Origin of the sequence: Lonsdalea britannica, from assembly GCF_003515985.1 — a bacterium.
GTDB lineage: Bacteria > Pseudomonadota > Gammaproteobacteria > Enterobacterales > Enterobacteriaceae > Lonsdalea > Lonsdalea britannica.
Window position 1 is genome coordinate 2,159,492 of sequence record NZ_CP023009.1, and the last position, 14,132, is coordinate 2,173,623.

The window sequence follows — 14,132 nt, forward strand, 5'->3', positions numbered from 1 at the left end:
TTCCGGCTTACAACCGCTAGTCGGTTGAGAGATCGCCCTGTCCCTGGGACTTGTGCAGATAATCCTTACGTACAATGTCGAGTGCGGCCAGCACCACCTCGGGTTCAATCTGGTTGGTCTCAAACAACATGATGAGATCCACCGCCAGTTTGACTTCGGGAGCTGCATTTTCCAGTGACATAGTGGGTTCACCTTCCCGTTCGCTCGGAATCAACGTGTAGATATAGCAGATATCACCGCGGGCAACGAGTTTTAGGAACCTTGTTCCCGTCTTTCTATCTGTCGCTCTAAACGCGTGAGCGCCTGTCGACACCGCGCCAGCCGGCCTTCCAGCGCCGCCAACTCTTTCTGTAACCGCTGTTGCTCGTCAAAGGCGGTTTGCTTGAGAAGTAAACTTTCCCGATCCTGAATCATCGCGATCAAACGCCGCTCATAGCCCTGATGCTCCGCCAGCTTGTGGTAAAGATCGGGCGGCGGCGTGGCTGCTGGGCTCTGCTGCCGCATTTTCCAGGTCCCCAGCTCGCGCTGCAGCGCGGTAATCTGAGCCAGCAGTTTCTCGGCCATAAAGGCCACCCGGTCGGTGCGATTCTCGGCGACATATTGTTGCAGATGCTGGTGATTTTGCTTCACTTCGGCCAGATAGTCGCCGAAACGTGTGCCATAACAGCCAAACAGCTGCCGGTCAAAGCGGGAGCGGGCTGTCGTCATCCCTATCACCGGCGCTATCTGCTCGGCCAAGCTGGCGATCTGATGGTCTAGCGCTTGCAGCAGCGTAGAGGTACTCATTCGGTTGCCTCAGTCATCAATAGGTGAAACTCGGAGGCGGGCCGGCGTCAAAGACGGGGCTTGCCGCTATGAAATTTAAAATCGTCATCAGGCGAGACGATCAGCTCGGCCTCGACTTCGGCAAAGAACGCGATCCTGGGTGAAAGATCCCGATCGGCGATCTGCCGGGCCAGCGCAAGATAGTCCTGATAGTGGCGGGCCTCAGACCTCAACAGGGAGAGATAGAATTTCTGTAACTGCGTTTCCAGACACGGGGCCAGTTTAGCAAAACGCTCGCAGGAGCGGGCCTCAATAAATGCGCCGATAATCAGCTTGTCGACCAGCGTATTCGGCTCATGGGTAATGACATGTTGTAACATGCCTTTCGCATAGCGGCTGGCTGGCAGTCGCTGGTAAACGATGCCCAACGACATCATGATTTCCAGCACCTGATGAAAATGGTGCAGTTCTTCTTTTATCAGCAGCACCATTTTATCGATCATATCCTGACCATAATGGCAGCCGGGTCGAATACCTAACTGTTTGGACACCGGGCTTTTTGTTCCCAGTTCAGCGAATTCGCCGCGGTGGTGATAAGCGAAGTTTTCATAGGGCGTGAGCCAGTCCATCAGCTGTCGCTGGCCAGGCTCATCGACGGCGTAGCGCCGCAGGACGTGCGCCGCATTTTGCGCCGCTTTCAGCTCGCACAGCGCGTGGTCGCGTAATATCGTCGGTAGATTATCGGCTTTTTGTGCCTCGATAACCCACTCATCAGGCGTTTCCGCCGTCAAGAATTGGTCGATGGGGGTGAGAATAGCGCGATCGAACATGGATTAGGTACAAAGCAACGGTGGATGAAATAGATCGTCATGATACCGACTTTGTCGTCATTTGCGATCCCGCTCCGCGATGGTCAAATCAGCGTGATACCCGTTACTATAAGCGGGCAGCGTTTGGCGGCGTCTAACAGCGGGAGTATTGTGTATGTATCGTGTGACTTTGATCGTGCTGGGATGGCTTGCCGTCGTACTGGCGACGCTAGGCGTCGTACTGCCGCTTTTGCCCACCACGCCGTTTCTGCTGTTGGCCGCCTGGTGTTTTGCCCGATCGTCGCCGCGTTTTCACTACTGGCTGTTGCATCGTTCGTGGTTCGGCGGTTATTTACGGTACTGGCAACAACATCGGGCTTTACCGCCGGGCGTCAAGGTTAAAGCGGTTGTGGTGATCGTCGTCACCTTCGCCGTCTCGATATGGATGGTCCATATTCCGTGGGTCAGGGGAGTATTACTGGCGATCATGGCCTGCCTGCTGATCTTCATGTGGCGTCTGCCGGTGGTTGATCGGGAGCAATAAAAGTAGGCGACCGGATGCAGGGCTGTTGCATTTGTCAGTCAGTTTGACTAGATTTGAGCGTTTTCGTGCGCGCCCCGCCTCTATACCTTTCCCGGCGAAGGGCGCGTGATGGCCGTCAGAGCTACAGCGGGCGTCCGTTATTCACTGAACAGATTGTTTTATCAGGCACAGGATTATGACCGTAACACAGCCAGAATTAATTAAAAACAGTATCAAGAGCGTTCCCGACTACCCAAAGCCGGGCATACTGTTCCGTGACGTCACGAGCCTGTTGGAAAATCCGCAGGCTTACGCGGCCAGCATTTCCCTCCTGGCAGAGCGTTATCGTCATGCTGGCATCACCAAAGTCGTTGGAACCGAAGCGCGTGGCTTTCTGTTCGGTGCGCCGGTGGCGCTGGCGATGAACGTAGGCTTCGTGCCGGTGCGCAAGCCCGGAAAATTGCCGCGTAAAACGTTGAGCGAAAGCTATGAACTGGAATACGGCACCGACACGCTGGAAATCCACGAAGACTCTATTACTGCCGGCGACAAAGTGCTGGTGATCGACGATCTGCTGGCAACCGGCGGAACAGTCGAAGCAACGGTAAAACTGATCCGTCGTTTAGGCGGCGAAGTGACCGATGCTGCCTTTGTCATCAACCTGTTTGACCTCGGTGGTCAGCAGCGCCTGGAAGCCATGGGCGTACAGTGTTTCAGCCTGGTCGACTTCCCCGGTCATTAAGCACAACAGTCTCGCCGATGGCGGCGAGACTGTGTTAGCATCACCACCTCAATAACTCAACTGTTGCGGTATTGATGAGCTATCAGGTTCTTGCCCGTAAGTGGCGCCCTCAAACCTTTGCCGATGTCGTGGGTCAGGAACATGTCCTGACCGCGCTGGCTAATGGTCTTTCGCTAGGCCGAATCCACCATGCCTATCTGTTTTCCGGCACCCGCGGGGTGGGGAAGACCACTATCGCGCGTCTGCTGGCGAAAGGACTGAACTGTGAGGCCGGCATCACGGCAACGCCCTGCGGTAAATGCGAAAACTGCCTTGAGATCGAGCAGGGCCGTTTTGTCGATCTGATCGAGATCGACGCCGCTTCCCGCACTAAGGTCGAAGACACGCGCGACTTGCTGGACAACGTGCAGTACGCTCCGGCACGCGGCCGCTTCAAGGTGTACCTCATTGATGAAGTGCACATGCTTTCCCGGCACAGCTTCAATGCGCTGCTTAAAACGCTGGAAGAGCCGCCGTCGCACGTCAAATTCCTACTGGCTACCACCGATCCCCAAAAGCTCCCGGTCACCATTCTGTCGCGCTGCCTGCAGTTCCATCTCAAAGCGTTGGATGCGGAACAAATTCGCGCCCATCTGCAGCACGTCTTGCAGGAAGAGCAACTGCCCGCCGAGGCGCGTGCATTGCAGTTGCTGGCGCGTGCGGCGGAAGGCAGCCTGCGCGATGCGCTTTCTCTGGCCGACCAGGCTATCGCTATCGGTCAGGGGCAGGTCACGACCGAAACGGTCAGCCAGATGCTGGGAACGCTGGACGACGAACAGCCTCTGGCATTGATAGAGGCGCTGGTGAAAGCCGATAGCGCACAGGTGATGGCCTTGCTGCAACAAGCGGCCGCGCGCGGCGTGGATTGGGAAACGCTGTTGGTGGAAACGCTGACCTTGCTGCATCGTATCGCCATGGTGCAAATGCTGCCTTCGGCGTTGGGCGACGAGTACAGCAGCGTGGCGCCTCGCCTGCGGGATTTGGCGCGCGACGTCCCCCCTGCGGAAGTGCAGCTGTATTACCAGACCCTGCTGATTGGCCGCAAAGAGCTGACCTATGCGCCGGACCCGCGAATGGGCGTTGAAATGACGTTACTGCGCGCGCTGGCGTTTCATCCCCGCCAGGTCATTGAAGCGCCTGCCCCCGTCACCGTCGCGGCGCCGATAGCCGCTCCGCAGATGACGACGAATACGGCCAATACGCCAGTGCAGCCAGCCCCTCAGGCTGCGGCCGCGCCGGCGGACGAGATGTCGCCACCCCCTCAGCAGCCAGCGGAGCCCGCTCAGCCACCCGCGTCCGCTGCGCCATCGACGAGCCATTTACCGGACACGACGGCGCAGCTGTTGCAGGCGCGCAGCCAACTGTTGCAGAAACAGGGAACGCCTCCGCCAAAAAAGTCTGAACCGGCAGCGTCAGGAAGAACGCGGCCGGGGACGTCAGCGCTGGAACGATTGGCTTCAGTGAGCGAACGTGGTCAGCAGCGGATGGCGTCGAAGGCGGAAGAAAAACGTGAACCGAAGAAGCCGGAGGCCTATCGCTGGAAGGCGCAGAATACGGTTCCACAGGAACAAAAAGTGGAAGTCGCGACGCCCAAGGCGCTGCGTTCCGCACTAGAGCATGAGAAGACGCCGGAGCTGGTCGCCCGGTTGGCGGAAGAAGCCAAAACGCGCGATGAGTGGGCGGCTGAAATAGACCATCTGCCGCTGCCGAAATTAGTGCAGCAGTTGGCGCTTAATGCGTTCAGAGAGAGACCGACGGAGAGCGAGATTCATCTGCATCTGCGTCCGTCTCAACGTCATCTGAACACCAGCGCGGCGCAGCAGGCGCTGGCATCGGCGCTATCAGCGTACCACGGGCGTGATATCGCGCTGACGGTCGCTGAAGATGATAATCCGGCGGTTCGGACGCCGCTGGAGTGGCGACAGGCCATTTATGAAGAAAAACTGGCGCAAGCGCGTCAGTCGATCATGACGGATAATAACATTCAGACGCTGCGCCGATTCTTCGACGCGGAGCTGGATGAAGACAGTATCCGACCCGTTTAACTGCTGCTGTAGCAGCCCGAGTGATAGAGAGAACGATATGTTTGGTAAAGGCGGAATAGGCAATCTGATGAAGCAGGCTCAGCAGATGCAGGAAAAAATGCAGCAGGCTCAGGAAGAAATTGCCAATCTGGAAGTCACTGGGGAATCCGGTGCCGGACTGGTTAAAGTCACCATCAACGGCGCGCACAACTGCCGTCGCGTCGAGCTGGATCCTAGCCTGCTCGAAGATGACAAAGACATGCTGGAAGATCTGATCGCAGCTGCGTTCAACGATGCGGCGCGTCGCATTGCGGAAACGCAGAAAGAGAAAATGGCCGCAGTTTCTGGCGGGATGCAGCTGCCGCCGGGCTTCAAGATGCCGTTCTGATGCAAACCAGTCCGCTTCTTGAATCACTGATGGAATCCCTGCGCTGTTTACCCGGCGTAGGGCCCAAATCAGCCCAGCGTATGGCCTTTCACCTGCTGCAGCGCGATCGCAGCGGCGGGATGAAATTGGCGCAGGCGCTGACGCGCGCCATGTCGGAAATCGGCCACTGCGAGGACTGCCGTACCTTTACCGAACAGGACGTCTGCAATATCTGTGCAAACGCCCGTCGTCAGGAAAACGGTCTGATCTGCGTCGTGGAAAGTCCGGCTGATATTCATGCCGTTGAGCAAACCGGCCAGTTCGCCGGCCGCTACTTTGTCTTGATGGGACACCTTTCGCCGCTGGACGGCATTGGTCCGGATGATATCGGCCTGGGTCGACTGGAGGAACGCCTGGAAACGGAGAACATCAGTGAGGTGATTCTGGCGACCAATCCGACGGTAGAAGGCGACGCTACGGCGAACTACATCGCCGAGCTGTGCGCCGAGCATGGCGTGATGGCAAGCCGTATCGCCCACGGTGTGCCGGTAGGCGGCGAGTTGGAAATGGTGGACGGCACGACGCTGTCGCATTCGCTGGCGGGACGCCACCCCTTCAAGTTCTGACTGTCTGACTGCCGAAAATATCGGCAGTCGCACGCCATTCCGCCTTTTTCGCTGCTGAACGCCACCATTGCCCCTTGAAATCCCCCTGTCTGACCCCACCTGTTGCTTATCTGAGAATAAATCAGCCTGAATAAAACACGTTTTGAGGTGAGTCATAATGAGTATGAAAGGCCAAGAGACCCGCGGCTTCCAGTCTGAAGTGAAGCAATTACTGCACCTGATGATCCATTCACTGTATTCCAACAAGGAAGTGTTCCTGCGTGAATTGATCTCTAATGCGTCAGATGCGGCGGATAAACTGCGTTTTCGCGCGTTGTCCACCCCCGATCTGTATGAAGGCGACGGCGACCTGCGTGTACGCGTGTCCACCGATAAAGAAAAACGCACGTTGACCATCTCCGATAACGGTATCGGGATGTCGCGTGAAGACGTTATCGAGAATCTGGGTACTATCGCCAAATCCGGCACCAAAGCGTTTCTGGAATCGCTCGGTTCCGATCAGGCGAAAGACAGCCAGCTGATCGGCCAGTTTGGCGTGGGCTTTTACTCCGCGTTCATCGTCGCTGACAAAGTCACCGTTCGTACCCGTGCCGCGGGCGCCAGCGCCGATCAGGGCGTCTTCTGGGAATCTGCGGGTGAAGGCGACTACACCATCGCCGATATCGACAAGCCGGAACGTGGTACTGAAATTACGTTGCACCTGCGTGAAGGCGAAGACGAGTTCCTCGATACCTGGCGCGTACGCTCCACCATCAGCAAATATTCTGACCACATCGCTCTGCCGGTAGAAATTCAAACTGAAACTGAAAGCGAAGAAGAGGGCGGGGAAAAAACCGTCACCTGGGAAAAAATCAACAAGGCTCAGGCGCTGTGGACGCGTAATAAATCCGATATCAGCGACGAAGAGTATGTGGAGTTTTACAAACACATTTCTCACGACTTCGCCGATCCGCTGACCTGGAGCCACAACCGTGTGGAAGGAAAGCAGGAGTACACCAGCCTGCTGTATATCCCTTCTCAGGCACCGTGGGACATGTGGAACCGCGATCATAAACATGGCCTGAAACTCTATGTTCAGCGTGTTTTCATCATGGATGACGCAGAACAGTTTATGCCGAACTACCTGCGTTTCGTGCGTGGTCTCATCGACTCCAACGATCTGCCGCTGAACGTATCGCGTGAAATCCTGCAGGACAATCGCGTCACTCAAAGCCTGCGTACCGCGCTGACCAAACGCGTGCTGCAAATGCTGGAACACCTGGCGAAAAGCGACAGTGAAAAATATCAGACAGTGTGGCAGCAGTTCGGTCAGGTCCTGAAAGAAGGTCCGGCGGAAGACGGCGGCAACCGCGAAACGATCGCTAAACTGCTGCGCTTTGCTTCTACCCATACCGACAGCGCGGCGCAGACCGTCTCGCTGGAAGACTATGTCAGCCGTATGGTGGAAGGTCAGGACAAGATCTATTACATCACCGCCGACAGCTATGCCGCCGCGAAGAGCAGTCCGCATCTGGAGCTGTTCCGTAAGAAAGGCATCGAGGTGCTGCTGCTGTCCGATCGCATCGACGAGTGGATGATGAGCTACCTGACCGAGTTCGACGGTAAATCCTTCCAGTCCGTCAGCAAGGCTGACGAAGCGCTGGATAAGCTGGCCGATGAAGCTGACGAAAGCCAGAAGGAAGCGGAAAAAGCGCTGGAGCCGTTTGTCGATCGCGTGAAAACCCTGCTGGGCGATCGCGTGAAAGAGGTGCGTCTGACGCATCGTCTGACCGATACTCCGGCTATCGTCACCACCGGTGCTGACGAAATGGGAACGCAGATGGCGAAGCTGTTTGCCGCCGCTGGCCAGCAGGCTCCGGAAGTGAAATACATCTTCGAACTGAACCCGGACCATGCGCTGGTTAAACGCGCCTCTGACACCACCGACGACGCTCAGTTCGGCGAGTGGGTCGAGCTGCTGCTGGATCAGGCGCTGTTCGCCGAACGCGGCACGCTGGAAGATCCTAACCAGTTCATCCGTCGCATGAACCAACTGCTGACGGCATAATTTTTCTTCTTTCCCGCCCCGGTTCTCCGGGGCTTTTTTTTGCAGGCGCAACCTCCATTTATTTCCGATCGGATGTCGGCTGAACCGAGCCCGTTCCTTGAGGATGGCGGTACGGAATGGTATGGTTTAGCGTTTTTTCAATTTTGTTTAAATTTTCGAGGGGATCTACGCGATGCGTATTATTCTGCTGGGCGCTCCGGGCGCAGGCAAAGGCACTCAGGCTCAGTTCATCATGGAAAAGTATGGCATTCCGCAGATTTCCACGGGTGACATGCTGCGCGCTGCGGTGAAAGCCGGCAGCGAACTGGGTAAACAGGCAAAAGAGATCATGGATGCGGGCAAATTGGTGACTGACGAGCTGGTCATTGCCCTGGTCAAAGAACGCATCGCTCAGGACGATTGCCGCAACGGTTTCCTGCTGGACGGATTCCCGCGCACCATCCCTCAGGCCGATGCCATGAAAGACGCCGGCATCAACGTTGACTACGTGCTGGAATTCGCCGTACCGGACGAGCTGATCGTCGAACGCATCGTCGGCCGTCGCGTACACGCGGCGTCAGGCCGTGTTTACCACGTTAAATTCAACCCGCCGCAGGTGGAAGGCAAAGACGACGTCACCGGTGAAGCTCTGACTATCCGTAAAGATGATCAGGAAGAGACGGTACGTAAACGTCTGGTCGAGTACCATCAGCAGACGGCTCCGCTGGTCAGCTATTACCAGAAAGAAGCCGATGCCGGTCACACTCAGTACCACAAACTGAACGGCACCCGCAGCGTCAGCGACATTAGCGCGGAGCTGGCCCGCATTCTGGGCTAAGCGATAGTGCCTGCAAAGGCGAGCGCGCAAAAAGCACCATGCCAGACTGTGTCTGGCATTTTTTATGCCTGGCGTTCGGCGCGATCTCGCTGGCTGCGGCGGTGGTTTCGTCGGCATTGCTTCCGGCGATTGCTGATATCGGCACTAACCTCGCTATCGTCCCCGACTCAGGCCGGTTTTTAGCTACAATAAGCGCCTGATCCAGAGTGAATGGCGGAACTGTAGCCCGCTGTCGGAATGAGGAATGCATCAATGAAAGAAGAAAAACACGGTGTGCTGTTGGTCAATCTGGGCACGCCTGATGCGCCCACCCCGCAGGCGGTGAAGCGTTATCTGGCCGAGTTTCTCAGCGACAGGCGCGTTGTGGATGTGAACCCGTTACTGTGGGCGTTAATCCTGCGCGGCGCTATTCTGCCGTTCCGTTCACCGCGTGTAGCCAAGTTATATCAGTCTGTATGGATGGATGGGGGCTCCCCGTTATTGGTCTTCAGCCGCCGTCAGGAAAAAGCGTTGGCTGAACGTCTGTCTGGCACGCCGGTGGCGCTGGGGATGAGTTATGGCTCTCCCAGCCTGCGTTCCGCATTGGAAAGCCTGATGGCGCAGGGGGTGACGTCTCTGACCGTCCTGCCGTTGTATCCGCAATACTCCTGCTCCACGACGGCTGCGGTGTGGGATGGTCTTGCAAACCTTATGAAATCCACTCGCCGGATGCCGGGCATCCGCTTTATCCGCGACTACGCTGAACATCCCGCTTATATCGCGGCGCTGAAACATAGCGTGGAGGCCTCGTTTGCTGAGCATGGCGTGCCTGAACGGCTGGTGATGTCATTCCACGGGATTCCTCAGCGCTATGCTAATGAGGGCGATGACTATCCGCTACGCTGTGCCGCCACGACGGCGGCGCTGACGGCGGCATTGGGCCTACCTCAGGATCAGGTGATGATGACCTTCCAGTCACGTTTCGGACGTGAGCCTTGGCTGACGCCGTATACGGATGAAACCATGCAGGCATTGGGCGCTCAGGGCGTGAAGGATATTCAAATCATGTGCCCCGGATTCGCCTCCGACTGTCTGGAGACGCTGGAGGAGATTCAGGAAGAAAACCGGGAAATCTTCCTGCATGCGGGGGGAGAGCGGTTTAACTATGTTCCTGCGCTGAACGACGACCCGCTGCATATCGATCTGTTTGAACAGCTAGTCACCGCTCCCTAAGGCGATCGAAGGCGTGAGAGACGCTTTCCTGCGATAGACATAAAAATGCCAGACTGAGTCTGGCATTTTTTTATCTGCGTCAGCGCGGGGACCGCGCCGGAATCCGGTCCGTTAAATCGGACACTCCCTCGTCGGCATATCGGGGGTGATGTTCAGCATGGTAATCATGGTATCCGCGATTTCCCTTTCGCCCATCACGACATGATCGGCGCCGTGTTCGGCGATATAGCTCACCTCATCGTCGTAGTGCGCGCGCGCGATGATTTCGAGATCGGGACGCCGGGCGCGGGCGGTGGCGACGATTTCACCGGCCTCGTAGCCGTTCGGGATCGTGAGCAGCAGCCAGCGAGCGCAATCGAGGCGGGCGATATCCATAATTTCCGGCTTGGTCGCATTGCCCAATACCGCTTTGATGCCCTGTTCACGCAGCGCATCGACGCGCGCGCGGGAGGTTTCAATCACTACCATCGGTATGCCGGACTCATGCAGCTGAGCGCCAATCAGGCTGCCGACGCGGCCATAGCCCACCAGACAGGCGTGGTCGCATAGATCCACTGGGATCTGTTTTTCTTCCTCGATAGCCTCTTCCACGATCTGCTCTTCAATGGTTTCGTTCTTAGCCAGATAACGCTCCAGCAGCGAGAACAACAGCGGGTTGAGCATAATCGACAGAATCGACCCGGCCAGCACCAGATGGCGGCCATCTTCGGTCAGAAGACCGAGGTAAATCCCCAGACCGGCCAGAATAAAAGCGAATTCGCCGATCTGGGCCAGACTGACGGAAATGGTCAGCGCCGTGCGTTTCGAATGACCGAACAGTCTGACGATGGCGAAGGCCGCCAGCGATTTGCCGAAGACGACGATCAGCAGCGTACACAGGACGGCCAGCGGCTCGTTGATCAGAATCATCGGGTCGAATAGCATGCCGACCGAGACGAAGAACAGCACGGCGAAAGCATCCCGCAGGGGAAGGGTATCGTGGGCGGCGCGCTGACTGAGTTCGGATTCGTTCAGGACGACGCCGGCGAAGAATGCGCCCAGCGCAAACGAAACATCGAACAGCTTGACCGCGCCGAAGGCGATACCGAGCGCCATGGCGAGTACGGCCAGCGTGAACAGCTCGCGAGAGCCGGTGCTGGCGCTTTTGGCCAGCACCCACGGGACCAGACGACGGCCGACGACCACCATCAGGGTAATGAAGGCGACGACTTTACCCAGCGTGAAAGCCAGATCCTTGAGCAGCTTGCTGGTATTGGCCGTTTCCGAACCCAGCATATCGCTGAAGGCCGGCAGCAGTACCAGCGTCAGGACCATCGCCAGGTCTTCTACTATCAGCCAACCGATGGCAATCTGTCCTCGCTGACTGTCGATAAGCTGGCGTTCTTCGAGCGCTCTCAGCAGCACGACGGTGCTGGCGGTGGACAGACACAGCCCGAACACCAGCCCGCTTTGCAGGCTCCAGCCCAGCAGCGAAGAAAGCCCCAGTCCGAGTAGCGTCGCGACGACGATCTGGACGATAGCGCCGGGGATGGCGATCGATTTGACGGCCATCAGATCACGTAAGGAGAAGTGCAGGCCGACGCCGAACATCAACAGAATCACGCCCAGCTCGGCGATTTCCGGCGCCAGCTTGGTATCCGCGACGAACCCGGGTGTGAATGGACCCAGCAGAACGCCCGCCAGCAGGTAGCCGACCAGAGGTGAAATTCGCAGGCGATGCGCCAAAATACCCAAAAGAAAGGCAAGGACCAGTCCTGCGGCCATTGTGGAGATTAACGGGGTGGTATCATGCATTCCGACTCCTTTGCGAGGGTAAAGTGAGTGAGCGGATGTTCCTGAGCCTTGCATTGTCCGGGCTGGAGCCTGCGACCCTTGAACCCTGGCGGCCCTGATTATCGTGGGCTCTGCCTCTATACTTATGCGCTTGTATGACAAACAGATAAATCAATTTATATAAATAAAGCCAGAGTGGGGCAACGGAATTTTTGTAGAAATGCTGGGCCCCGACAGCTTATGAAGTGGGATGTGCCTTTTTTTATGATAATTAGATTTTATAGTTGATATAAAAGAATAAAAATCACGATAAAAAGCATAAATGTCGGCTTTCCGGCTGAGTGGTGCGGTTATCAGCCTGGTTATATTTGCCTGATGTATCTACTATGCCACAAAATAGTCACTTATGGGGGGAGACGAAGAAAATTTCATCTAAAACGTCTTTTTTGCAAAATACATATTCGACAGGTGTCATTTTCGCTACGTCTCACCACTGACATCAACCGGTGCTATAACGGTTTTCTCTTGGCCAATGACAAAGGTCAAAAGCTAAAAGTTAACTTATGTTAATGTAATGCGCGCTTTTTGGCAGTAAATAACGTCTAAAAGGCGATAAATACACTTTTGTTATAAGTATTTTTAATATTTAAATTGTGGAGATTTGCCATGGATTTTTCTAAGAAGGCACTGGGCTGTGCGATTGCACTGACGTTGGCGCTGACATCGACTTTTGCGCAGGCATGGGAAAAAGATAAAACCTACAACATCACTATCCTGCATACCAACGATCATCATGGACGTTTCTGGCAAAACGATGCCGGGGAATACGGCTTGGCCGCGCAAAAAACGGCGGTGGACGCTATCCGCCGTGAAGTGCAGCGGAAAGGCGGTAGCCTGTTGTTATTGTCTGGCGGCGATATCAACACCGGCGTGCCGGAGTCCGACCTGCAAGACGCCGAGCCGGATTTTCGCGGGATGAATCTGGTGGGTTACGATGCGATGGCTATCGGTAACCATGAATTCGATAATCCGCTGTCCGTCCTGCGCCAGCAGGAGAAATGGGCAAACTTCCCGCTGCTTTCCGCCAACATCTATCAGAAAAGCACCCAGCAGCGTCTGTTTACACCCTATCGCCTGTTCGACAAACAAGGTGTGAAAATCGCGGTTATCGGCCTGACTACCGACGATACCGCTAAAATCGGTAATCCGGCGTTCTTTACTGACATGGAATTCCACAAACCGGCTCAGGAAGCCAAGCAACTGGTGGAAGAACTGCGCAGCCGTGAGAAACCCGATGTCATCATCGCCGCCACGCATATGGGCCACTATGACAACGGCGATCACGGCAACAACGCGCCGGGCGACGTGGAAATGGCGCGCAGCCTGCCGGCCGGTTATCTGGATATGATTGTCGGCGGACACTCACAGAATCCTGTCTGTATGGCGAGCCGAAACAAGAAGAACTGGGATTATGTGCCGGGCACTTCTTGCACGCCGGATCGTCAGAATGGCGTATGGATCGTGCAGGCGCATGAGTGGGGGAAATATGTGGGTCGCGCGGATTTCACGTTCCGCAACGGTAAACTGACGCTGAAACATTATCACCTGATCCCGATCAACCTGAAAAAGAGCGTGACGCAAGAAGACGGTACGGCCCAAAGCGAGTACTACACGCAGGAAATCAAGCAAAGCCCTGAAATGCTGCAGCTGTTGACGCCGTTTCAGGAAAAAGGTCATGCCCAGCTAGGCGTGAAAGTCGGCAGTACGCTGGGACGCCTGGAAGGCGATCGCAGTAAAGTGCGCTTCGAACAGACCGATCTGGCTCATGTTGTGCTGTCCGGCCTGGTGGATCGTACCAGCGCGGATTTCGCGGTGATGAGCGGCGGCGGCGTGCGTGACTCTATTGAAGCGGGCGATATTACCTATAAATCGATTTTGCAGGTGCAGCCATTCGGCAACACGGTGGTGTATGTCGAAATGAAAGGCAGCGACGTTGAGCAGTATCTGGCGACGGTCGCGAACTTCAAGGTCGATGCCGGCGCTTACGCCCAGTTCCTTAACGTGAGCCTGGAAGCCGATGGCACCGGCGTGAAAAACGTCAAGATCAAAGGCGAGCCGCTGCAAGCGGACAAGCTCTACCGTATGGCGACGCTGAGCTTTAATGCAGACGGCGGAGACGGTTATCCGGTCATCAGCAAGCGCTCGGATTTCGTGAATACTGGCTTTGTCGACGCTGAAGTGCTCAAGGAGTATATCGCTCAGCATTCACCGTTGAATCCGGCAGACTATGCGCCGAAAGGCGAGATCGTTTATCACTAAGTTGGTGATGCGATGAACGACGGGCGACGTGGGTGAAAACCGGCGTCGCCCGTTTTGTTATGCGCTTTA

General features: G+C 56.2%; 13 protein-coding genes and 1 other annotated feature. Of the genes, 9 read left to right on the forward strand and 4 right to left on the reverse strand.

All coding sequences use genetic code 11. The features are described from left to right. Positions 1-16: 16 nt before the first annotated feature. From rsmS to miaE, 3 genes are all read right to left on the reverse strand, one after another. Positions 17-181 (reverse strand): pleiotropic regulatory protein RsmS, encoded by a 165-nt coding sequence (gene rsmS, locus CKQ53_RS09905; RefSeq protein WP_085652956.1) that lies wholly within the window; start codon positions 179-181, stop codon positions 17-19. Positions 182-252: 71 nt separating this feature from the next. Beyond that, on the reverse strand, positions 253-786 hold the full coding sequence (gene priC / locus CKQ53_RS09910; RefSeq protein ID WP_085652957.1) for a primosomal replication protein PriC: 534 nt from the start codon (positions 784-786) through the stop codon (positions 253-255). Positions 787-833: 47 nt separating this feature from the next. After that, positions 834-1,595, reverse strand: coding sequence for a tRNA isopentenyl-2-thiomethyl-A-37 hydroxylase MiaE (gene miaE, locus CKQ53_RS09915; RefSeq protein ID WP_118894949.1), 762 nt, complete (start codon positions 1,593-1,595; stop codon positions 834-836). A gap of 154 nt (positions 1,596-1,749) precedes the next feature. Here miaE and CKQ53_RS09920 point away from each other — a divergent pair, with 154 nt between their 5' ends. The 8 genes from CKQ53_RS09920 (at position 1,750) to hemH (ending at position 9,971) form a co-directional block, all read left to right on the forward strand. Then, positions 1,750-2,118, forward strand: coding sequence for a DUF454 family protein (locus CKQ53_RS09920; RefSeq protein WP_094117618.1), 369 nt, complete (start codon positions 1,750-1,752; stop codon positions 2,116-2,118). A 175-nt stretch (positions 2,119-2,293) separates the two neighbouring features. Next, positions 2,294-2,839, forward strand: coding sequence for an adenine phosphoribosyltransferase (gene apt / locus CKQ53_RS09925; protein WP_026738858.1), 546 nt, complete (start codon positions 2,294-2,296; stop codon positions 2,837-2,839). A 74-nt stretch (positions 2,840-2,913) separates the two neighbouring features. Beyond that, positions 2,914-4,923: a DNA polymerase III subunit gamma/tau gene (gene dnaX / locus CKQ53_RS09930; RefSeq protein ID WP_094117619.1), complete on the forward strand. Its 2,010-nt coding sequence runs from the start codon at positions 2,914-2,916 to the stop codon at positions 4,921-4,923. Then, positions 4,250-4,314 (forward strand) — a sequence feature (DnaX frameshifting element). It overlaps the preceding gene by 65 nt. 37 nt (positions 4,924-4,960) lie before the next feature. Continuing rightward, positions 4,961-5,290, forward strand: a complete 330-nt coding sequence (locus CKQ53_RS09935) for a YbaB/EbfC family nucleoid-associated protein (RefSeq protein ID WP_085652961.1) — start codon at positions 4,961-4,963, stop codon at positions 5,288-5,290. Beyond that, the gene (gene recR, locus CKQ53_RS09940) at positions 5,290-5,895 is read left to right on the forward strand and encodes a recombination mediator RecR (protein ID WP_085652962.1); all 606 of its coding nucleotides are present in this window, start codon (positions 5,290-5,292) and stop codon (positions 5,893-5,895) included. The genes CKQ53_RS09935 and recR overlap by 1 nt, the downstream gene beginning before the upstream one ends. 163 nt (positions 5,896-6,058) lie before the next feature. Further along, positions 6,059-7,942 (forward strand): molecular chaperone HtpG, encoded by a 1,884-nt coding sequence (gene htpG / locus CKQ53_RS09945; RefSeq protein WP_176223564.1) that lies wholly within the window; start codon positions 6,059-6,061, stop codon positions 7,940-7,942. Positions 7,943-8,114: 172 nt separating this feature from the next. Next, the gene (adk, locus tag CKQ53_RS09950; RefSeq protein ID WP_094117620.1) at positions 8,115-8,759 is read left to right on the forward strand and encodes an adenylate kinase; all 645 of its coding nucleotides are present in this window, start codon (positions 8,115-8,117) and stop codon (positions 8,757-8,759) included. 252 nt (positions 8,760-9,011) lie between these two features. Next, a complete protein-coding gene (gene hemH, locus CKQ53_RS09955) occupies positions 9,012-9,971 on the forward strand; it encodes a ferrochelatase (RefSeq protein ID WP_094117621.1) in 960 nt (319 codons plus the stop codon). A gap of 111 nt (positions 9,972-10,082) precedes the next feature. On the opposite strand, the gene ybaL is transcribed toward hemH, so the two are convergent. Beyond that, positions 10,083-11,765: a YbaL family putative K(+) efflux transporter gene (gene ybaL / locus CKQ53_RS09960; protein WP_085652966.1), complete on the reverse strand. Its 1,683-nt coding sequence runs from the start codon at positions 11,763-11,765 to the stop codon at positions 10,083-10,085. Between the two features lie 645 nt (positions 11,766-12,410). Here ybaL and ushA point away from each other — a divergent pair. Continuing rightward, positions 12,411-14,063 (forward strand): bifunctional UDP-sugar hydrolase/5'-nucleotidase UshA, encoded by a 1,653-nt coding sequence (gene ushA / locus CKQ53_RS09965; RefSeq protein ID WP_085652967.1) that lies wholly within the window; start codon positions 12,411-12,413, stop codon positions 14,061-14,063. Positions 14,064-14,132: the final 69 nt, after the last annotated feature.

Bases quoted from the DNA above. Each gene is read 5' to 3' on its own strand.
- CKQ53_RS09935 (WP_085652961.1), top strand. From the start codon at position 4,961: ATGTTTGGTAAAGGCGGAATAGGCAATCTGATGAAGCAGGCTCAGCAG.
- ybaL (WP_085652966.1), bottom strand. From the start codon at position 11,765: ATGCATGATACCACCCCGTTAATCTCCACAATGGCCGCAGGACTGGTC.
- miaE (WP_118894949.1), bottom strand. From the start codon at position 1,595: ATGTTCGATCGCGCTATTCTCACCCCCATCGACCAATTCTTGACGGCG.
- adk (WP_094117620.1), top strand. From the start codon at position 8,115: ATGCGTATTATTCTGCTGGGCGCTCCGGGCGCAGGCAAAGGCACTCAG.
- dnaX (WP_094117619.1), top strand. From the start codon at position 2,914: ATGAGCTATCAGGTTCTTGCCCGTAAGTGGCGCCCTCAAACCTTTGCC.
- rsmS (WP_085652956.1), bottom strand. From the start codon at position 181: ATGTCACTGGAAAATGCAGCTCCCGAAGTCAAACTGGCGGTGGATCTC.
- priC (WP_085652957.1), bottom strand. From the start codon at position 786: ATGAGTACCTCTACGCTGCTGCAAGCGCTAGACCATCAGATCGCCAGC.
- htpG (WP_176223564.1), top strand. From the start codon at position 6,059: ATGAAAGGCCAAGAGACCCGCGGCTTCCAGTCTGAAGTGAAGCAATTA.
- CKQ53_RS09920 (WP_094117618.1), top strand. From the start codon at position 1,750: ATGTATCGTGTGACTTTGATCGTGCTGGGATGGCTTGCCGTCGTACTG.
- apt (WP_026738858.1), top strand. From the start codon at position 2,294: ATGACCGTAACACAGCCAGAATTAATTAAAAACAGTATCAAGAGCGTT.
- recR (WP_085652962.1), top strand. From the start codon at position 5,290: ATGCAAACCAGTCCGCTTCTTGAATCACTGATGGAATCCCTGCGCTGT.
- ushA (WP_085652967.1), top strand. From the start codon at position 12,411: ATGGATTTTTCTAAGAAGGCACTGGGCTGTGCGATTGCACTGACGTTG.
- hemH (WP_094117621.1), top strand. From the start codon at position 9,012: ATGAAAGAAGAAAAACACGGTGTGCTGTTGGTCAATCTGGGCACGCCT.